The organism is Candidatus Pantoea multigeneris, from assembly GCF_011752615.1.
In the GTDB taxonomy this organism is placed as follows: Bacteria; Pseudomonadota; Gammaproteobacteria; order Enterobacterales; family Enterobacteriaceae; genus Pantoea; species Pantoea multigeneris.
Map to the genome: position 1 here is coordinate 318788 of NZ_VWXF01000004.1, position 20821 is coordinate 339608.

The 20821-nt window shown below is 55.1% G+C and carries 19 protein-coding genes; 11 read left to right on the forward strand and 8 right to left on the reverse strand.

What is annotated here, in order from left to right:
* Positions 1-2 precede the first annotated feature (2 nt).
* The 4 genes from F3J40_RS12305 to F3J40_RS12320 all read right to left on the reverse strand — a co-directional run bounded on the left by F3J40_RS12305 (position 3) and on the right by F3J40_RS12320 (position 4053).
* Entirely contained in the window at positions 3-1313 is a 1311-nt protein-coding gene (locus tag F3J40_RS12305; RefSeq protein ID WP_205297329.1) for an LLM class flavin-dependent oxidoreductase, read from the reverse strand.
* A 58-nt stretch (positions 1314-1371) separates the two neighbouring features.
* Complete coding sequence (locus F3J40_RS12310) at positions 1372-2529, reverse strand: amidohydrolase (protein WP_167014995.1); 1158 nt, start codon at positions 2527-2529, stop codon at positions 1372-1374.
* A 22-nt stretch (positions 2530-2551) separates the two neighbouring features.
* Positions 2552-3550: an MsnO8 family LLM class oxidoreductase gene (locus tag F3J40_RS12315; protein WP_167014997.1), complete on the reverse strand. Its 999-nt coding sequence runs from the start codon at positions 3548-3550 to the stop codon at positions 2552-2554.
* Between the two features lie 305 nt (positions 3551-3855).
* Positions 3856-4053 carry a hypothetical protein gene (locus F3J40_RS12320; protein ID WP_167014998.1) on the reverse strand — a complete coding sequence of 66 codons (198 nt, stop codon included), beginning with the start codon at positions 4051-4053 and terminating at the stop codon, positions 3856-3858.
* Between the two features lie 287 nt (positions 4054-4340).
* Between F3J40_RS12320 and F3J40_RS12325 the strand changes: the two genes are divergently transcribed.
* From F3J40_RS12325 to F3J40_RS12360, 8 genes are read left to right on the forward strand one after another with little or no spacing between them, the layout of a single operon-like run.
* Positions 4341-5975, forward strand: coding sequence for a TIGR04028 family ABC transporter substrate-binding protein (locus F3J40_RS12325; protein ID WP_167015000.1), 1635 nt, complete (start codon positions 4341-4343; stop codon positions 5973-5975).
* A 15-nt stretch (positions 5976-5990) separates the two neighbouring features.
* Complete coding sequence (locus tag F3J40_RS12330) at positions 5991-6935, forward strand: ABC transporter permease (RefSeq protein WP_167015002.1); 945 nt, start codon at positions 5991-5993, stop codon at positions 6933-6935.
* Positions 6932-7789 carry an ABC transporter permease gene (locus tag F3J40_RS12335; RefSeq protein WP_167015004.1) on the forward strand — a complete coding sequence of 286 codons (858 nt, stop codon included), beginning with the start codon at positions 6932-6934 and terminating at the stop codon, positions 7787-7789. Before F3J40_RS12330 ends, F3J40_RS12335 begins: the two co-directional genes overlap by 4 nt.
* A complete protein-coding gene (locus tag F3J40_RS12340; RefSeq protein WP_167015006.1) occupies positions 7786-9399 on the forward strand; it encodes a dipeptide ABC transporter ATP-binding protein in 1614 nt (537 codons plus the stop codon). Before F3J40_RS12335 ends, F3J40_RS12340 begins: the two co-directional genes overlap by 4 nt.
* Positions 9396-10388 carry a putative FMN-dependent luciferase-like monooxygenase gene (locus F3J40_RS12345; RefSeq protein WP_167015008.1) on the forward strand — a complete coding sequence of 331 codons (993 nt, stop codon included), beginning with the start codon at positions 9396-9398 and terminating at the stop codon, positions 10386-10388. The genes F3J40_RS12340 and F3J40_RS12345 overlap by 4 nt, the downstream gene beginning before the upstream one ends.
* A 14-nt stretch (positions 10389-10402) precedes the next feature.
* Entirely contained in the window at positions 10403-11500 is a 1098-nt protein-coding gene (locus F3J40_RS12350) for an alkylhydroperoxidase domain protein (RefSeq protein WP_167015010.1), read from the forward strand.
* A gap of 11 nt (positions 11501-11511) precedes the next feature.
* Positions 11512-12645, forward strand: coding sequence for an amidohydrolase (locus F3J40_RS12355; RefSeq protein WP_167015012.1), 1134 nt, complete (start codon positions 11512-11514; stop codon positions 12643-12645).
* A 20-nt stretch (positions 12646-12665) separates the two neighbouring features.
* Positions 12666-13517, forward strand: a complete 852-nt coding sequence (locus F3J40_RS12360) for a VOC family protein (protein ID WP_167015014.1) — start codon at positions 12666-12668, stop codon at positions 13515-13517.
* 32 nt (positions 13518-13549) lie between these two features.
* Here F3J40_RS12360 and F3J40_RS12365 read toward each other — a convergent pair whose 3' ends face one another.
* Complete coding sequence (locus tag F3J40_RS12365; protein ID WP_167015016.1) at positions 13550-14329, reverse strand: ABC transporter ATP-binding protein; 780 nt, start codon at positions 14327-14329, stop codon at positions 13550-13552.
* A gap of 192 nt (positions 14330-14521) precedes the next feature.
* Here F3J40_RS12365 and F3J40_RS12370 point away from each other — a divergent pair, with 192 nt between their 5' ends.
* From F3J40_RS12370 to F3J40_RS12380, 3 genes are read left to right on the forward strand one after another with little or no spacing between them, the layout of a single operon-like run.
* Positions 14522-15586 carry an ABC transporter substrate-binding protein gene (locus tag F3J40_RS12370; protein ID WP_205297330.1) on the forward strand — a complete coding sequence of 355 codons (1065 nt, stop codon included), beginning with the start codon at positions 14522-14524 and terminating at the stop codon, positions 15584-15586.
* A gap of 10 nt (positions 15587-15596) precedes the next feature.
* Positions 15597-16604: an ABC transporter permease gene (locus F3J40_RS12375; RefSeq protein WP_167015018.1), complete on the forward strand. Its 1008-nt coding sequence runs from the start codon at positions 15597-15599 to the stop codon at positions 16602-16604.
* A 55-nt stretch (positions 16605-16659) separates the two neighbouring features.
* Positions 16660-17727, forward strand: a complete 1068-nt coding sequence (locus F3J40_RS12380; protein WP_167015021.1) for a PLP-dependent cysteine synthase family protein — start codon at positions 16660-16662, stop codon at positions 17725-17727.
* A gap of 214 nt (positions 17728-17941) precedes the next feature.
* Here F3J40_RS12380 and F3J40_RS12385 read toward each other — a convergent pair whose 3' ends face one another.
* From F3J40_RS12385 to fhuE, 3 genes are all read right to left on the reverse strand, one after another.
* A complete protein-coding gene (locus F3J40_RS12385; RefSeq protein WP_167015023.1) occupies positions 17942-18226 on the reverse strand; it encodes a type II toxin-antitoxin system RelE/ParE family toxin in 285 nt (94 codons plus the stop codon).
* Positions 18223-18480, reverse strand: a complete 258-nt coding sequence (locus tag F3J40_RS12390; protein WP_167015025.1) for a type II toxin-antitoxin system ParD family antitoxin — start codon at positions 18478-18480, stop codon at positions 18223-18225. Before F3J40_RS12390 ends, F3J40_RS12385 begins: the two co-directional genes overlap by 4 nt.
* 107 nt (positions 18481-18587) lie before the next feature.
* Positions 18588-20753, reverse strand: coding sequence for a ferric-rhodotorulic acid/ferric-coprogen receptor FhuE (gene fhuE, locus F3J40_RS12395; RefSeq protein ID WP_167015027.1), 2166 nt, complete (start codon positions 20751-20753; stop codon positions 18588-18590).
* Positions 20754-20821: the final 68 nt, after the last annotated feature.

Genomic DNA, 20821 nt, shown 5'->3' on the forward strand with positions numbered 1-20821 from the left:
TATTATTGAGAGAACTGATTAACAGGTTGAGATAAACCCAGGCTGTCACGCAGAGTGACACCAGGATATTCACTGCGGAACAGACCGCGCGCTTGCAGCACCGGGATCACCTGATCGACAAAGCGTTCAAAGGTATCTGGCGTTCCGCCGTGGATGATGAAGCCGTCTGTGGCTTCGGCTTCAAACCAGCGTTGCAGGCCATCCGCAACTTCCTCTGGCGTGCCAAAGAATTTCGGCCGCTCCGTGGCAGCTTCCAGTGCAGCCTGACGCAAGGTATGCCCGTATTTCCGTGCTTTCTCTTTAATTTCATCCGTGGTGCTGCGGAAGCTGTTCTGGCCAATGTCGCCAATGTCCGGGAATGGCGCATCAAGGGGATATTGAGAAAAATCATGGTGATCAAAGAAGCGTCCCAGATAGTTCAGCGCATCCTTGATCGACACCAGCGAGGCAGTCGTCTGGTACTGCTGTTCAACATCTTCAGCATCTTTCCCGACGATGACGCTGACGCCCTGGAAGATGTGCAGATCATCCGGCTTGCGTCCGTTTGCCACCAGTTGCTGTTTAACATCACGATAGAACGCCTGCGCCTCTTCCAGCGTCGGTTGATGAGTGAAGATCGCATCGGCATGGCGTGCAGCCAGTTTACGTCCATCGACGGAAGCCCCCGCCTGGAACACAATCGGACGGCCCTGCGGTGTACGGCCAATGTTCAGCGGTCCCTGCACCTGGAAAAAATCACCGTGGTGATCGAGCGTGTGTAATTTGCTGGCGTCAAAGAACTGACCGCTCTCCTTATTACGGATAAAGGCATCTTCCTCCCAGGAATCCCACAAGCCTTTTACGACCTGCAAATATTCATCGGCAATGCGATAGCGCAAAGCATGTTCCGGATGTTGCGCACGTGAGAAGTTTTTGGCCGAGCCTTCCAGAGGTGATGTCACCACGTTCCAGCCTGCGCGGCCCCCGCTGAGATGATCGAGGCTGGCAAACTGTCGCGCCACCGTAAAAGGTTCGCTGTAAGAGGTGGAAACGGTTCCCACCAGGCCAATGTGTTCGGTGACTGCGGCCAACGTGGAGAGCAGCGTCAGTGGCTCGAAGCGATTAAGAAAATGCGGAATCGATTTCTCATTAATAAACAGGCCATCAGCCACAAACAGAAAATCCAGTTTGCCCTGTTCTGCCTTGCGCGCCACGCTGGTGGCATACTTCAGGTTAATGCTCGCGTCTACGACGGCCGCAGGATGTCGCCATGCGGACATATTGCCTGATGCACCATGCAAAATGGTGCCAATTCTTAACTGTCGGTTTGCCATAATGTTCTCATTAATAAAGGGAGGTTCTGCTGCACCTGTTGGCACAGCAGCAAAATCATTAATTCAGGGAAGTTGCGGGACATCGGGCATGCAGATGCTCTAATGCCTGTTGTGCAAGTGCGCTGAAGTAATGCGCAGCGGGTGCGATAGCGGCTTCATCGGGGTTAAATGCCGCATGGTGCAGACCAAACTCACTGGCGCTGCCGATACTGACAAAAGCGCCGGGCACTTGCTGTAAATAGAAGGCAAAGTCCTCCCCCCCCAGATGTAAGTCGGCGGTACGTGTCTCGTAGCCCTGTTCTCTCGCCACCTGGGTGCTAAAGTCAGCCCAGACCGGATCATTTACTAAAACAGGCGGCCCCGGATGCCAGCTCAGCTCGGCGCTGGCCCCTGCCGCCGCCGCGATATTTTCAACTACCTGACGAGCGCGACGTTCCAGTTGCGCACGCACTTCCAGATCGTGAGTCCGGGCGGTGCCGCCAAATTCGACGCCGCCGGGCAAGACATTCCAGGTTTTACCCCCGTCGATACGGGTAATGCTTAAGACCAGGCTATCCAGCGTGTTAAAGCTGCGGCTGGTCAATGCCTGCAGTGCCTGAATGATCTGGCTGGCCACCAGAATGGCGTCGACACCCTCTTCCGGATATGCCGCGTGAGCGCCTTTACCAGTGACGCGAATAATGAATTTGTCCGCGTTAGCGTAAAACGCCCCGCCGCGCGTGGCGAACACCCCCTGCGGTAAACCCGGTTCATTATGCATGCCGAAAATGGCCTGCACGCCGTCCAGCACACCCGCGCGTAAGAACTGCTTAGCCCCGGTGCAGTTCTCCTCTCCCGGTTGGAACAGGATCCGCACCCGGCCCGGCAACTGTGACTCAATGTCTTTCAGTTGCAATGCTGCACCCAGCATCACTGCGCTGTGCACATCATGCCCGCAAGCATGCATGACACCCGGATTCCGGGAGTGAAATTTAAGGCCAGTGGCTTCATGGATCGGCAGTGCGTCGATATCAGCCCGCAGCGCGATAAGCGGTTCGCCGTGGCCAATTTCTGCTACCACGCCGGTCTCTATCGCATAATCCAGCAGTCGGATATCCGCCTGTTGTAGCCAGCTACGAATGCGCTCCGTCGTGGCGACTTCCTTGCATGAAATTTCAGGCCAGGTATGCAATTCTCTGCGCCAGTTGATTAACTGTGTCGCTAGGGTGTCACTCATCGTTACCTCCGGGCGGAAAAGTTCAGGCTGCGACTAAGTGATGCGTCGCCAGTAATTGCAACGATTTCTCACGCGCTAACGGATCGCTGATCGGGGTATCAATAACAAATTCATCAATGCCAAAATTGTTGTGCAGGGCTTCCAGCTGAGCATGCACCTGCGCCGCTGTGCCTTTTAACAATGAAGGGGTACGCGGCTCGATGACGTAGTCGGTGAATCCCCCCTGGCGTACATAACGTTCCGCCTGTTCAATGCTGCCCACGTTCACCCCTTGCCCTCCGGCCACCTTGACGTGGAAATGGCGCAATCCATCCACCAGCAAATCCGCTTCTGCCGGAGATTCGGCCACCACGACCTGCACCGCCACCAGCGCGCGTTTACCACTTAACTGGTGGTAGGTATTCAGGGTATTTTCCAACAGGGTGCGGTCACCATTCAGGTGCGCAGCAAACACCAGATGCCAGCCATGATCGGCTGCGGTGCGAGCACTTTGCTCGCTGGCCCCTAACAGGAAGCGATTCGCCGGGCGCGGCGGCTGTGGCGTGGCACGCAGGCTGTCTTCATGCTCATCTCGCGGTGGCGCAGTCTGTAAATAAAGGTTGAGCTGTTCCAGCTGCGCCGCAAAGTCACCACGTTCGTCAGCATGCACCCCTTGCTGTAAAGCACGGGTGGAGAGTGGCAGACCGCCGGGCGCTTTGCCTACGCCGAGATCGATACGCCCCGGCGCTAATGAAGCCAGAAGATTGAAATTTTCCGCGACTTTATACGGGCTGTAGTGCTGCAACATCACACCGCCGGAGCCAACACGAATGTGCTGGGTCTGCGCGATGATCCACGCAATCAGGACTTCGGGGGAAGGACCGGCAAGTTGATCGGTATTATGGTGTTCAGCGACCCAGAAACGGTGATAACCCCAGGCTTCTGCCTGCTGCGCCAGATGAAGTGTACGTTGCAGTGCCTGGCTGGCAGTCTCTCCCGCCGCCAGCGGCGATTTATCTAACAGACTCAGTCGATAGGACATGCGTCAATTCCTTATATAAGCAGTTGTCGCTAAGTCTGAAACCTGAAAGATATTTCGTAAAACAACATAAAGTCATTTGGTTAGGGGATTCTGATATATCTATTAAGCAAAATGAATTTAGGAAGATAACCGGCTGTTTTAACAGAGCCTGATAGTTTCCCTGCTGAAAAGATATGAAAAAGCTGGCTTATGGCTTGCGCTATTCTTATTAAGCCACAGAGAACAGATAAGAAAAACTGGCATAACCAACGGTGAAGGTAGCGATGATGTACACCATCGCTACCGTAAGGCAGATCGGTGTTGGCTCAGTTCACCTTGCCGCGCATGTCCACGGGAACCGGCTCTGGATTTTTCGGCTTCTTACGTAAAAACAGTGAGTGAATCAACGCAACCACCAGCAGAAAGACCCCATAAAACCACCATGCAATAAACGAGTGACCTTTGAGCTTAGCGATGGCTGCCGGGATACATGCGAGAAGTGCTAACAGAAGAATGACGCCCACGTCCGTGTCCTTTTTTTGTCCAAATGGAGCATTATTATAAAGAAAATCTTATATGATTGAAAGCCAGTCGTTGGTGCAGCCTCACCTTAATAACAAATCTGGCAATAGACAGCAGCAATCAGGCAGTTATGTGCCGAAATTAGCATGAAATAAAGGAGAAAAGCGTCGCTGGCCTGCTATTTGTTTATTGCAGCAAAGCTAAGCTCAATTCGTTGCTTCACCTGTTTGGTATCACATTCGATGATGATTTAAGACCGCTAAAGGTACTTAATAATAAAGGCATCGAGATGAAAAAACGTTTTTCGCTTTCACCAGTACAAAGTGCATTTGCTATTACATTACTCGCCGGGAGTTTCAGCACGCTGGCGGCAGATAAGCCGGTTCAGGGTGGAACCTTAATTTACCTGGAACAGCAGGCACATACTAACCTCTACCCACCGGCCGGGGGGTTCTATCCTAACGGCGGTATTCTCAACCAGATCACCGATAAGCTCACCTGGCAAAATCCTAACACCTTACAGGTCGAACCCTGGGTGGCGGAGAGCTGGACCAGCAACACGGATAAAACCGAATATACCTTTAAAATCCGCCCTGGCATTACCTTTTCAGACGGCACACCACTGGATGCCAATGCAGTGGCTAAAAACTTTGATACCTACGGACTGGGAAATAAAGAGAAGCACCTGCCGGTGTCCGAAGTGATCAACAACTACGACCACAGCGAAGTGGTGGATCCTTTGACGGTGAAGTTCTTCTTCAAGAAACCGTCACCGGGCTTCCTGCAAGGTACAGCCACCATTGGTTCAGGTCTGGTGTCGCTTAGTACCCTGGATCGCAGTTTTGACCAGTTAGGGGATGCGCGCCATATCATTGGATCGGGTCCGTTCGTGGTCAGTGACGAAAAACTGGGGCGTGAAGTCGATCTGGTGAAACGCAAGGACTATCACTGGGGACCGAAAAATATTGCTCAGCAAGGCCCGGCCAATCTTGATGGTATAAAAGTGATTGTCACGCCGGAAGACAGCGTGCGCATCGGCGCGCTGCTGGCGGGCCAGGCTGATTTTATTCGTCAGGTCCAGGCCTACGATGAGAAACAGGCCGAAGCGCAAAAATTCCCTGTTTATGCCGCACCCACTCGGGGCGTCAACGATAGCATCAGTTTCCGCCCGGATAACCCGTTGGTCAGCGATATCCGCGTGCGCCAGGCATTGCTGCATGCCACCAATACGCATCAGGTGGTGCAGACGCTGTTTTCACCTAACTACCCGCAGGCCACCTCTTTGCTCGCTGCCAGTGCCGCAGGCTACGTCAATCTTGCTGATAAGCTGAAATTTGATCCGCAATTATCAAAGAAACTGCTTGATGAAGCAGGCTGGAAACCCGGACCAGATGGCATTCGTGTAAAAGACGGTCAACGTCTTGCCCTGACCGTGTATGAATCACTGCCTCAGCCACAGAACAAAGAAGTGCTGCAACTGATTGCTCAGCAATGGCGTGAGGTTGGCGTGGCGTTAAGCGTGAAAGCCGGGGATGCCGGTAGCCGCACTCTGGATAGCCTCGACCCGTTGAAAACGCCGCTTAACGTCACCGAAGTGGGCCGCGCCGATCCCGATGTGGTGAAGAGCAGCTTCTACCCCACTAACCGCGATGCGCTGCTGCAAAAAGGCGGCTCCAGCGACAAGGTAAAAAGTTTCCGTGACGACAAACTCAACCAGTTGCTGGTGGATATCTCTGCGGCAGTCGATCCGGCCAAACGCTTACAGCTTACGGGTGATGTACAGCGCTATCTGATCGATCAGGCTTATGTCATTCCGGTGTTTGAAGAGCCACAGGTCTTCGCCGGTGCGCCGTGGTTTAAAGGCGTCAGTTTTGAAGCCGTTGGCCGCCCTTCGTTCTACGGCGCGTGGCTTGAAAAGCACTGAGTGAGAGGGTAAGTCATGGGGCATTTTCTGCTGCGAAGAGTAGGCCAGGGCGTGTTGGTGTTATGGGCCGCCTTTACCCTCTCCTTCCTGCTGTTGCAGGTATTACCGGGTGATGCGGTGCTGATTAAGTTTCAGAACCCTGACCTTGGGCTGAGCCCGGCGCAGATTGCTGAAATGCGTCTCGCTTACGGTGCCGATACGCCGTTGTGGCAACAGTATTTCCATACGCTGTTCGCCATGCTGCACGGGGATTTTGGCTTCTCCATTCAGGCCGGCGTCCCGGTCAGTGAACAGCTGACCAGCAACCTGCCAGACACCCTGAGCCTGGCCGTAGCAGGATTTGCCCTCGCGGTGGTGCTGGCATTGTTGCTGGCAACGCTGGCAAACCAACGCTGGCTGCGCCCACTGAGCCGTTGGCTGCACTCGGTGCCAGCTCTGTTTATATCTCTACCCACATTCTGGCTCGGCATCGCGTTGATTCAACTGTTCTCCTTTCAGCTACGTTGGGTACCGGTGATCAATCCTTCACCGTTACAGGGGCTAATTTTACCGGTCTTGACCGTGGCAGTGCCGATTTCAGCGCCACTGGCGCAGATCCTTCTGCGCAGCATTGACGAGGTCCAGACACTGCCCTTTGTGGCCGTTGCCCGGGCTAAAGGTGCCAGTGAAAACCGCATTTTGTGGCGTCATGTTATGCGCAATGCATTTCTACCCGCATTGACGGTTGCCGGTCTGCTGCTGGGCGAGCTGATTGCCGGTGCATTGATTACCGAAACCGTATTTGGCCTTGGCGGCATTGGTCAACTCACGCAACAGGCGGTGAACAACCAGGATGTCGCGGTGTTACAGGCGGTCGTGATGATCTCTGCCCTTGGCTTTGTCCTGATTAATTTACTGGTCGATGTGCTAATGCCGCTGCTTGACCCTCGTTTACATACCCTATCGGGAGAAGCACGATGAGCCTGGTGGATTACTCTGTCGCCCGATCGAATGAACCGCAACCGGCCACGCCACGTCTGCTTCGCCTGCAACCTGGGCTGTGGCTGGCCTGGACGGTGATTGTACTGGTGGTGATCGTGGCATTCGCACCGCAGTGGTTCACCCACTACAGCGCCACCGAGGGGATTGCAGGCGCGCAACGTCTGCCACCACAAAGTGACCACTGGCTGGGAACCGATCAACTGGGGCGCGATCTCTACGCCCGTATTCTCTGGGGAGCATCACATACGTTATCGGCCGCGCTGTTGGCGGTGTTGATGGGGCTGATACCCGGCACCGCGCTCGGCCTGATCGCGGGCAGTTTGGGTGGCCGGATTGAGACACTCATCATGCGCCTGGTGGATGTGCTGCTCGCTATTCCTTCGCTGCTGTTGTCACTGAGTTTTCTCATTCTTCTTGGCTTCGGCACGCTACATGCCGCGCTCGCCGTGGGAATCGCCTCCATTGCCAGCTTTGCCCGTCTGGTACGTGGTGAAGTGGTGCGTCTGCGCCACAGCGCTTTTGTTGAGGCAGCACAGGGCAGTGGTGGCACCTTCTTTAGCATCCTGTGGCGGCACATTCTGCCCAATTCACTCACTGCGGTGATCGCTTACGCTGCCTTGCAGTTTGGTCAGAGCATCCTTGCGCTGGCCACGCTCGGCTTCCTCGGATATGGCACGCCACCCCCGACGCCGGAGTGGGGATTGCTGATTGCCGAGGGGCGTAACTATCTCTCTACCGCATGGTGGCTGACCACCTTTCCCGGCCTGGTGGTGGTGATTGTGGTGTTAGCCACTAACCGTATCAGCCGCCAACTGGCAGGAGCGACACGATGAGCCAGACCACACCGCTGTTAAAAGTTGAAAATCTGAGCCTCAGCTACCGTCGCGATCATCACTGGCACCAGGTGGTGCATGACGTGAGCTTTGAGCTAAAAGCCGGTGAAATCGTGGCGCTGGTGGGAGAATCTGGCTCCGGTAAAACCACCACCGCCCAGGCCATCATCGGCCTGTTGGCGGAAAATGGCCGCCGCGATCGTGGCGCTATTCACCTGAACGGCACCGACATCAGCCACTGGTCACCTCGTCAATGGCAACAACTGCGCGGTAGCCGCATCAGTCTGGTGCCACAAGATCCAGGCAACTCACTGAATCCGGTAAAAACGGTGGGTGAACAGGTTGAAGAGATGCTGAAACTGCATCAGCGCCTGAGCCGTGAGCAGCGCCAGCAACGGGTGATTGAGCTGTTAAGCCGCGTCGGCCTGAGTTACCCCGAACAGCGCGTTGCACAGTACCCGCATCAGCTCTCAGGCGGCATGAAACAACGCGTCCTGATAGCCATTGCCCTCGCCTGCAAACCGGAACTGATCATTGCCGATGAGCCAACCAGCGCGCTGGACGTGACCGTACAACGTCACATTCTGGATCTGATTGATGAACTGCGCCAGGAAACCGGCACTGCCGTGCTGTTTGTCACCCATGACCTGGCGCTGGCCGCCGAGCGGGCCGACCGTATTTTGGTGTTCCGCCATGGGGAGTTACAGGAAGCGGGCAACACCCGCGAGGTCATCACCGCCCCGCGTAATCCCTATACACGCCAGTTACTTCAGGATGCCGTGCCCGCAGTAGAACGTGCGGCCACTCGTCGCATCAGCGAACAAAATATGATTACGGTCGAGGCGGTGAATAAGCGTTTTTCCCTCGGGGGGAAACAGCATTTGCAGGCGCTGAGCCAGGTCTCTTTCGCGGTTAAACGCGGCAGTTTACACGCCCTGGTGGGTGAATCCGGCAGCGGAAAAAGCACTCTGGCACGTATTCTGCTCGGCTTCGAGCAGGCGGATTCCGGGACCATTACGCTGGGAGGCACGCCACTGCACAGCCTGCGTGGTGAGGATCTGCGCCAACTGCGTCGCCGCATTCAACTGGTGTACCAAAACCCTTACGCATCGCTGGACCCGCGTCAGACGCTGTTTCACATCATTGAAGAACCCCTGCGCAATTTCTCACGCTTAAGCCGCGCTGAACGACGGGAGCAGGTGGAAGCGATCACCCGGCGCGTGGCGCTGCCGATCGAATTGCTCGCGCGCAAGCCTCAGGCCCTTTCCGGTGGGCAACGCCAGCGCGTAGCCCTTGCACGGGCACTGATCCTGCAACCCGAGATTCTGGTATTGGATGAAGCCACCTCCGCGCTGGACGTCACCGTGCAGGCACAAATCCTGCGCCTTATCGCCTCGTTACAGGATGAGTCCGGCGTCACCTGCCTGTTCATCACGCACGATCTCGCCACCGTACGCCATATCGCTGACAGCGTCACGGTGTTGCGGCACGGGGAAGTCATTGAACAGGGGGATACCACGACCCTCTTTAGCCAACCAGCCCATGCCTATACCCGCGAGCTGATTGCCGCCATCCCACATTTCAAGCCGTTAATGGAGGAGCCCGCATGACGCGGAAACGTTTTGGTTTTTTCACTCGTCTGCTGGATAAAGTCAGCGCCGGAGAGCGCTATCGCCTGGCTACCGAGCAAATATTACATGCTGAACGTCTGGGGTTTGATACCGCCTGGATTGCCCAGCACCACTTTCATGAAAACGAAGGGGGACTGCCGTCGCCGTTAGTCTTTCTCGCCCATGTGGCGGCGCAGACTCAGCGCATTCGCCTCGGCACCGCGATTATCACTTTACCGCTGGAGACACCGCTGCGCGTCGCGGAAGATGCCGCCGTGCTGGACTTGCTTTCAGGTGGAAGAGTGGAACTGGGTTTTGGCTCCGGTGGAACAGCCACCTCATTTCTGCCCTTCGGCCTGACCATTGACCAGCGTGCAGAGACGTTTGCTCAGCATTTGCACACCCTGTTGGCGGCCTGGCGGGGCGATGATATTGCTCACCCTGATAACCACCTTTACCCGCCTGCGCCCCAGTTGGCGAAACGGGTGTGGATCGCCACGTTTTCGGTGGAAGGCGCAGCACGAGCCGGTGCTGCCGGTCACGGGCTGATGCTGTCACGCACCCAACCACGCCCGGCCGAACGGCCAGATTTACCGCTACCAGAGATACAAAACCCGATGATAGACGCCTATCTGGCCGCGCTCCCTGCGGGTGTTGAGCCACGCATACTGGCCTCACGCACGGTGTTTGTCGCCGATAACCTGGCACGTGCGCGTGAACTGGCGCTGCCCGGTCTGACAGAACAGGCGGAGCACTTTCGTGCAGCGGGCCACCGTGTTGACGGCCATACGCTGGATGATTACCTGCGTCAGTTTGATGCCCATGTGGGCGACGCTGCTACCGTTAACGCCTCGCTGGCCCAGGATAGCGTACTGGATCGCGTCACTGATATTTCCTTCCAGGTACATTCCATCGATCCGCCACACGCGGATATTTTGCGCTCTATTGAACTGATTGCCGCACAGATCGTGCCGCAACTGCAACGCTGACAGGAGAAAAGGACATGACCGATCACGCAGATTTGCTGGCAAACCTGGCGGATATTGACCCACAAAGCCCGCTTGCCGCCGCCCGACATACCCGCAACGCGGCCACCGAACACGCCCAGGGGAGTTATGACGTGTTGTTTGGCCAGGATGATAAAGACTTTCCCCTCGCGGAGCGTTACTGGTTCGCGACCCGGGTTGCAGGCTGGCATGGGCAACAGGCGCTGGAGCACCATTACGAGCAGTTGGCGGGTGAGCTGAGCGATACCCCACGTATTCAAGAGGCGGAAGCGTTCGCCCGCCGTTTAACCTTTGAACCGGTGGAAGCAGCACCACAGCACATTGCACATCTCACGCTGGCAGGATGGAGCGAACGCGGCATTGTCACGTTGGCGCAGTTGGTTGCCTTTGTGAGTTTCCAGAGCCGACTGCTGGCCGGACTCCATCTGTTGCAGGACCAGGAGGTGACAACGTCACCTGAACCCGTGCTCGCCGGACGCTGGCATAACGCGCCACTGACCGCCAGCGGCAAGACCGCCCTTACCGCTTTCACGCAAAAGGAACTGGGCTGGGAGCCGTGGTTAGCGGCAAAACCCCTGACTGCCTTTACACCTGATGAACAAGCGACGCTGGCCCGGAACGGACACAGTGATTCGGACTATTTCCGCCTGCTGGGCCGCAACCTGCCCCTGCTGGAACAGCGTACCCTGACCGATAAAGGCATTTTTTACACCGCTGGCGGGTTGCCGCGCGCGGAGCGGGAATTGGCGGCTACGGTGGTGAGCAAAGTGAACGGCTGCATCTATTGCGCCTCCGTTCATGCGCGTAAAGCCAGCCAACTGTCCAAACAGAACAGCGACGTTGAACGTTTATTACAAACCGCGCCGGGTGCCGTGTTATCAGCAGGCCAATCTGCCCGCTGGCAGGCGATTATTGATTTCTCTGCGGCCTTATCGGTGACTCCGCCACGCGCCACTCAGCAACAGATAAGCGCGCTTCGAGATTTGGCCCTGGACGAGTTAGCCCTGCTGGATTTGGTGCAGTCGACCGCATTCTTTGCCTGGGCCAACCGACTGATGCTCACTTTGGGCGAACCTTTTGTGCCGGCTGAATAACAGGAACTGCCATGACCACGTTTACCACAGAACAACTGGTGCAGATACGTCGCGAATTGCACCAGCATCCTGAACTGTCGAATCAGGAGTTCGCCACCACAGAGCGCATCACCCGCTGGTTACAACAAAGTGATATTCGATTACTGCCGCTGGGGCTGAAAACCGGCGTAGTGGCTGAAATCGGCCAGGGTGAATCGCTGATTGCGCTGCGGGCAGACATTGATGCACTCCCGATTGAAGAAGCCACTAAACTGCCGTGGCGTTCACAAAACCCCGGCGTTATGCACGCCTGTGGCCATGACGTACACACCACCGTCATGCTCGGTGTGGCGCAACAACTCAAATTACAGGAAGCCTCGCTGCCGGGCCGAGTGCGTATTTTATTCCAGCCCGCAGAGGAGACGTTCAACGGCGCACAGCAACTGATTGATGCTGGCGCACTGGAAGGCGTGCAGGCCATTTTTGGCATGCACAATGCGCCCGAGCTACCGGTTGGCACTTTCCGTACGCGCGGCGGTGCTTACTATGCCAATGTTGATCGCTTTACCCTGCGCATTCATGGCAAGGGAGCTCACGCGGCACGCCCTCAGGAAGGGATTGACGTGATCCCCATTGCCAGCCAAATCGTCACTGCACTCCATGCCATTCCTGCTCGCCAGTTCAGTGCGCTGGACTCGGTGGTGATAAGCGTTACGCGCTTCACCGCCGGGAATACCTGGAATGTTTTACCGGAAACCGTGGAACTGGAAGGGACCGTTCGCACCCATGACACGACGATCCGGGGTCAAATCCCGGAGAAGATCCGTCGCCTGGCACAGGGCATCGCGGCAGGGTTTGATGCGCGTGTCGAGCTGGAGTGGCAGGAAGGCCCACCCGCGGTAATTAATACCCCGGAGTGGGCAGACTTCGCGCTTAATCTGGCACAAAAACAGGGGTATGCCACTCAAACCGCCACCCCACTGATGGGCGGGGAGGATTTTGCGTTTTATCTGCATCACGTACCCGGCGTGTTTGTCAGCATTGGTAGCAGCAGCCTGTTCGGCTTGCACCACCCGCAGTTTGATCCTAACGAGGCGCTGATCGGCTCTGCCGTCAGCTATTTCACCGCACTGGCACCGCTGGCTCTCAAGGCCGCAGCATGCTGATGCGCAAAAGGAGGCGTGTGATGAAAACGGTATATTCCCCACAGCCGCAGCTTGATCACGTAGTGATCAACGTCGCGGATCAGCTTGACGAGGCTAGCGTACGTTTTCGCCAGTTGGGTTTTCAGTTAACAGAACGCGGCCATCACTCCCTTGGCTCCAGTAATCATCTGGCCATTTTTGCCGATAACTATCTGGAGCTGTTAGGGTATGAACCCCAGAATGCCAGCCAACGGGCGGAACTCTGGCAGGCACCCATTGGGCTAACCGGCCTGGTCTGGAAGACGGAAGATGCCAGTGAGGAGTTTCGCCATCTGGAGCGTCAGGATCTGGACGGCGATGAACCGGCTGAGTTCTTTCGCCCCGTCACACTCCCCAATGGCAGTGCGAGTGAAGCACGCTTTCGCACGGTTCGCTTACGCCCGGCTCTGGTTCCTAATGGCCGATCCTTTTTCTGCCAGCATCTGACACCCGCTGCTGTCTGGCAGACGGTATGGCAAGAACACCCTAATGGGGTCGAGGCGATCAGTGAGTTTGTTATCGTCGCGCAGGACCCCGCCTATGCAGCGCAGGTCTACAGCCACCTGTTTGGGGCCGGGCGTATTCGGGCCTGCCCTGACGGCGCGTTTGTACTGGATGCCGCCACCGCAACCGTGCGCTTTGCCGCCGCCGAACATGTGGAGCAGCGTTTTGGCACATTGCCAGATGATTATGACGGGAGTGCCCGTATGGCCGCGTTGAGTTTCCGCACCCAGGACATCAAAAAGGTGAAAGCCAGTTTGCTGCTCAGCAAAATTCCCTTCGACGAGCAGGATAACGTGATCGTTATTGCCCCAGGACAGGCGTTCAATGTCGCTCTCCGCTTCCACCAATAGTGTGATAACGGGAGGCGATCCCTCCCTTTTCCTCAGGCTGCCGTTGCCTCTTCGCTGCCCAACAAGCTGAGGATTTTACTTCTCAGCGCCACCAGTTGCGGATCATCCCGCCGACGCGGGAATGACTGGCTGACGTCAATAATGTCCAGTATCTTCGCGGGCCTTGAGCTAAACACCACCACGCGGTTCGCCATCACCAGGGCTTCTTCCACGTCATGGGTCACCATCAGCGCCGTAAATTGTTGCTCCTGCCACAGGTCGACAATCTCTTGCTGCATACGCAGACGGGTTAATGAATCGAGCTTACCCAGCGGCTCATCAAGGATCAGCAAGCGAGGTTGATTAATCAAGGCACGCGCCAGCGCAGCACGCTGTGCCATACCGCCCGAAAGCTGATGTGGCCAGGCGCGAGCAAATTGCTGTAAACCTACGCGTTTCAGCATCGCTTCCACCTGCGGCTCCGTCTGCTTTTTATCCTCACCACGGATCTGCAACCCCAGACCCACGTTGCCCGCCACCGTCCGCCATGGATAAAGCGTTGGATCCTGAAACACCACCACGCGTGAAGGATGTGGATGGGTGATCGCCTTGCCGTCCTCTTTCAACACGCCTGACGCAGGAGGTTCCAGGCCTGCCAATAAACGCAGCAACGTCGACTTTCCGCAGCCGGATGGCCCCAACAGTGCAACAAATTCACCGGGTTTAACCTGTAAGTTAATATTTTCCAGCACCGGCAGATGATTACCTTCAAGAGTAAAATGGTGGCTGACTTTATTAATATCGATATTAACGCCAGAAGTTGAGAGTGCCATACGCTGATTTCCTCACTGAAATTTTCTCATGAATAGCACGCTTTCCCCTACCCCACTATGCGGATTACAGCTATGGGTTTGCTGACGAAACATAATGAAAAATTGCATGTACACATGCGGGAATGTTATTTGGTGCGGGAAAATCCGTTTGCGATAGTACCTGTGAAAATCATTTTAATAAGGGATTAGGTCATGGCATTCGAGGATATTTCTCTCAGTCGTCGTACCCTATTACACGGTCTGGCGACACTGGGCGTTGGGATTGGATTAAGTCCGGTATTTACTGGCACAGCATTGGCAGACAATAACGATAAAACACTCAAAACCATTAAATTAGCCTGGGGGCAGAGCGCCGTCTGTCAGGCTCCTATTTCCGTCGCGCTGAAACAGGGATTTTTTAAAAAATATGGCCTCAACGTTGAACCGGTAAATTTTAGTGGCCCCACTGATGCGCTATTACAGGCCATCGCGACCGGCCAGGCGGATGGCGGCATTGGTATGGCGCTGCGCTGGTTGAAGCCGCTGGAGCAAGGGTTCGATGTTGATCTTACTGTGGGCACACACGGTGGCTGTATGCGCCTGCTGGCCCCTAAAGACAGCGGCATTAATAAGGTCAGCGATCTGGTCGGTAAAAACGTCGCGGTGAGTGACCAGGCCAGCCCGATTCGGAATTTCTTCGCCATCCAACTGGCCAAAGAGGGTATCGATCCCGATAAGCAGGTTAACTGGCTGCAATATCCGGAAGATCTGTTTGGTGAGGCCTTGCGCAAAGGTGAAGTTCAGGCACTCGCGACCGATGACCCACAAGGCTGGTTGTTGAAGCATCAGCACGACCTGGTGGAAGTGTCGAACAACATGCACGGCGAGTACATGAACATGACCTGCTGTGTGCTAGGTCTGCGCGGTTCACTGGTGCGGGACAATCCAGAGGTTGCGAAGGCGATTACTCAGGCAATTGTTGATGCCCAACAGTGGACAGCCGATCACCCGGATGAAACCGCCAAAATCTTCCAGCCGTATGTCCCCGGCTCCGTCCCGGTAGCGTCTATCGCGGCGATGTTAAAGGAACACACCCATAGCCATCACTCAACCGGAGCACAGCTGCGGGGTGAGATTGCGACTTACGTTAATGAGCTGAAAACCATCAACGTGATTCGTCCGGACACCAATGCACAGCAGTTCGCCGACCACTATGTGCCTAATCTGTTGCCTGCGACGCCAGACAATGGCCATCAACATATGAATATGTCGAGCTGAGGAGAGAGTCATGTCCAGCGAAACCCTGACGCTACAGCAGCAACAGGCGCGCGTTAAGCGCATCGAACCGGCCGTGTGGACAGCACTGCTGTTCTGGTGGGCATTGGTGGCATTAATGACCGGTCTGCCTGATAAAGTGCAGGGTTTTGCCCCACCGCGCTATGTGGCTCAGACCCATGATATTTTCATCGGCTTCGCGGTTTTACTCTCGCTACTGACCTTACTGAGCAGCGCAGCACCGCGACTGGCGGTGCTCAGTCCGCTGAAGCGCAGTGCGCGCTGGTTAACGGCGATAGCCATTCTGACCGGCATTTGGGAGTTGTGTACCGCAAAACTGGCACTGTTGCCGCTGCCCTTTTTTGCACCTCCCCGCGCCTTAATCGAAGCCTACGTGACTGACTGGCCTCGCCTGCTGGATAGCGTGCTGCACTCTCTGCGTTTGCTGGCGTTGGGGTATGTCTATGGCAGCATCGCGGGGTTCATTACCGGGGTGGCAATCGGCTGGTCACGCGGGCTGGGCTACTGGGTACATCCGATCCTGCGCTTCCTCGGCCCGGTGCCTTCCACCGCGCTGTTACCGCTGTCGATGTACTTTTTCCCGTCGAGCTTCTCTGCGGCGGTGTTCCTGATTGCCTTAGCCACCTGGTTCCCGGTGACGGTCCTGACCTGGTCTGGCGTCGCGAGCGTGGATAATCGCTATTACGATGTCGCCCGCACACTAGGTGCGAACTCGCTATTTCTCGTGCTGCGCGTTGCGGTTCCGGCTTCACTGCCCAGCCTGTTTGTCGGCCTGTTTATGGGGTTAGGTGCCTCTTTCTCTGTTCTGGTCGCCGCAGAAATGATGGGCGTGAAATCAGGGCTGGGCTGGTATCTGCAATGGGCACAGGGCTGGGCAGCCTACGCCAACATGTACGCCGCGCTGATTGTGATGGCGCTGCTGTTCTCATCGTTGATTTCACTGCTGTTTGTCGTCCGCGATCGCACGCTGGCCTGGCAGCGAAATACCGTTAAGTGGTAACCCTTTCCCACGCCAGCACAGGCTGGCGTGCTTCTCCCTTGCATAAGGTTCCATTATGGCTGAATCCATTTACGCTTCGATTACTCAACTGGTGGGCAATACCCCTCTGGTACGTTTAGACCGTTTTAGCCAGCAGCAGTCACTTCAGGCGGAGATCGTCGCCAAGCTGGAGTTGTTTAACCCCAACCACAGCGTTAAAGATCGTATCGCGCTGGCGATGATTGAAGATGCAGAACGTCGCGGCAAGTTGAAACCGGGCGATATCATTGCCGAGACCACCAGTGGGAATACCGGCATTGGGGTTGCCGCGATTGCCGCAGCCAAAGGCTATCGTTTTCGTGTCTACATCAACGATTTTGTCAGCATTGAACGCAGCAAAATCCCTCTCGCCTTTGGTGCTGAAGTCGTGCCATTCAGTATTGTGCCGGGGTTCCCGGAGTTTTTTGAAGCCACCGACGGCGATTTCGTTGCCGCCTCGCGCTGGCTGGTCGCGCAGGTTACGGAAGCTGAACCCAACGTATTTTTCCTGCAACAGCTGGAAAACCCGGCCAACCCACAAGCCCATGAAGCCACCACTGGCCCGGAGATCTGGCGCGATACCGCCGGTAAAGTGGATATTTTCGTCGCCTCAGTGGGTACTGGCGGTACGCTTTCCGGCACCGGGCGTTACCTTAAGTCACAGTCGCCTGACATCCGGGTGGTGGCGGTAGAACCCGGCCCCGATTCGCAGCCTAGCGACGAACGTCCGGAACCGCTGGAGATCACCGGCGTACATGCGTTCACCAATCAGCCGCCGGAGCGCATCCCCTCCAATCTTGACCACAGCGTTTACGATGAAGTGATTGCGGTTGAAACCTGGCAGGCTTATCAGGCAGCGCGGGAGCTGGCATTGTCAGAAGGCATTCTTGCGGGTGAGTCTTCAGGTGCGGTGTTGTTTGCAGCACAACAGCTAGCTGCGCGGCCGGAGAACCAGGGGAAGAGAATTGTGGTGTTACTGGCCGATGGCGGGGGGAACTATCTTTCAACGCAACTGTTTGACGCCCGTATCGCAACAGAAAACCTGAAACAAGCGGTAGCAACCGTCACTTCGATCCAGCTACTTACCCAGCCATTAGTCGTTTAATCTTCACGCCTCCTGTTATCTTAAGGAGGCGTGAAACTCTCTTTATACCCGCATCGGCGCGATACAAATAGCATTTACATTCACGGCTAAACGAATGCTAAATACAACCGTTAACAATCGTGAAGGTTTTAATTAATCAGAAGCAGAATAAATTGTATTCAAAGCAGGAGCCAGTGGTGCAATTATGCTGATTTCGCATGAGGTTATGTGTTATTTAATCACTCTGCCATTTCCTGGCACCATGTAACACACGTTCTATACGGATTGATTTTTCATTATCAGTGAAGAAAATAATATATCGACCAAACGAACAACTTCTTATTCCTGTGCCTAATTCAGGGCGAAGAGGATATATTTCAGGTGTTTCACTTATTGAAAGGCACTTGCCATAAATTTCTTCGACAAAAGACATTGCGCGCTGCGGATTGTCGCGCGCAATGAAGTCACCGATCTCTTCCAAGTCTTGCTCCGCTAAGGGGGATATCTGCAGTCGGGTCATCCGTTTTCACTCTCCTGGCTGCGATATTTTTCGCGCAACCGTTTGAAAACGTCTTCAGCTTCTTTACCCTCTCCACTATCAATACCCGCCGCTACCGCCTGACGTAGAATTTCAAGCTCAGAACGTTCTTCCCGCTCTTGCAATGCTCGCAGCCCTGCACGAACCACTTCACTGACGTTGTTGTAACGGCCGCTTTTGATCTGTTCACGGATAAAATTTTCGAAATAAGGATTCAGCGCGATGCTAGTTGGCATAAACACCTCCATAACAATAGTTGTTAATAGTTATTATTGGATGTTTATTGCTCAGCGTCAAGGCAAAAAAACACCCCCGAAGAGGTGTTTTATCTGGCTGGTAGGGATTAGAAATCGTAGCTCAGGCTAACCGAGACGTTACGCGGTGCGCCATAGACTGAGTAGCTGTCGAGGTAGCTGTAGTAGGTCTTGTCGAACAGGTTGTTAAGGTTAACCTGTGCGGACAGCTGCTTAGTAACCTGATAGCGACCAAACAGGTTGACCAGAGCATAGCTGCCTTGCTCAACATAATTCAGACCATTTGGGCCGCCTGCGTCGTCAGCCCAGATTTTGCTCTGCCAGTTGATGCCACCACCGAGGGTCAAATCAGGCAGGGCAGAAGGCTGATAGCGGGTAAACAGTTTCAGCGTGGTGCGTGGTTTATCTGGCTCAACCGCCGTACCATCGCGCTCTTCAGCCACATAACGCGCTGCGCCAAAGGTCATTTGCCAGTTATCGGTTAACGCACCGTTGACTTCAAACTCCGCACCGCGGCTCACCACGCCTTTCGTTTGACGATAAGCCACTTCCGTTGACCCATTGACGTAGGTGTTAGAAAGCGATTGTCCAAGGTTCTGCTCCTCGGTGCGGAACACCGAGAAGGAGGTGGTGAGGCGACCATTGAACCAGTCTGACTTCAGGCCGGTTTCGTAAGTTTTGCCGCGGATCGGATCAAGGTATTGCCCGGATGTATTACGTTCCGTCTGCGGCTGGAAGATTGACGTATAGCTGGCGTAAGCTGACCAGGTGTCGTTAATGTCGTAAATCAGACCAGCATACGGCGTCAGATCGTTTTTGCTCACGTTCGCGGTGGTGCCGTTGGTGCTGTATTGGGTATAGCGCGCACCCGCAATCAGATGTAACGGATCCAGCAGCGAGAAGCGTGCAGCGGTATAAACCGATTTCTGACGAATGGTGTCGTCGGAATAGAGTGACCAGTCGCTCCACTCCGGATAGGCCACATTCCCGTTCCAGTTGTTGAAATCGCCCAGATCCAACGTCTCGGTAGGGGATGAATTGAAGAAGCGGCTGTGCTGACGGCTATAGTTTGCACCAAACATCAACTCATGCTGGCGACCAAACAGCTCGAACGGTCCGCTGGCATAGGCATCAAAAGCCGCCACCTTGCGCGTTCCTTTATTCCAGCCGCCATAGCCCACTACGCCTTCGCCGGTTTCCTGATCTGGATTGCCATAACCATACATCAGCAAGGTGTTGAAGACGTTTTCGGTGTAGGTGCCATTCACACGCGCCTGCCAGCCGTTAGCAAAGTTTTGCGTCAGCGTGGCATAAACCTGTTTGATCTCTTTGTCAGAGAAGGTCCAGTCTGGTGCGGCATTGAAATGGCGGCTGTAGTTAACGCGCGTGCCATTGCTGTACCAGATCGGCATCCCGCCCCATGACGGGTCATTGGTATGGCTTTCCTGATAAATATACCCCACCGAAAGTTGAGTACTGTCGGTTAGATCGGCATCAATCATGCCGTTGAAGAATTTATCGCGTTTGTGGTAGCGATCCATCCAGCTATCCTGATCTTGATAACCTGCGATCAGGCGACCACGCACGTTGCCCGACTCCGTCAGTGGAGCCTGCAAATCAGCCACATAGCGCTGGTTATCCCAGGTGCCGTAGCTGGCTGAAACGTTGCCTTTAAACTCACGGCTGTCTGCGTGTTTACGCAGCATATTCACAGTTGCAGACGGGTTACCGGAACCGCTCATCAGGCCGGTAGAGCCACGCACAACTTCGATGCTGTTAAAGAACGCGCTATCGAGTGAAGAGTCGCCGAAGTCCCACACGTTGCTCTGTGTGGCAGGAATACCATCAAACTGGAAGTTATTGATATAGAATCCGCGCGCGAAAAAGTTCTGTCGATCGGAGTCAATTTGTGACAGCGTCACGCCAGTGGTATTCGCCAGCGCATCACCAATATTTTGCAGGTTCTGATCTTTCAAGCGCTGTTCAGTGATCACACTGATCGACTGAGGCACATCACGGGGTACCAGATTAAGCTTGGTGCCTGCTCGGGTGCTTTTGACCGCATAGTCCTGGGAATCCTGCTGCGAACTGCTGCTGTCACCGCTGGCGCTGGCATCCGCATTGACCGTCAACGTAGGCTGATCGGTACTGGCGGCATGCGCCAGCGCGCTAGCTACTAACAGCGTGAGAAGCGAGAGACGAAGTGGTGTTTTTGGGACGAACGAATCCCTGACGCGCGAAACATCATTAATCATGAAATCCTCTGACGGCTTTTATTGTTGTGTTGCAAGAGGTGCAGACAAACGCATTGCCCACTCTGAAC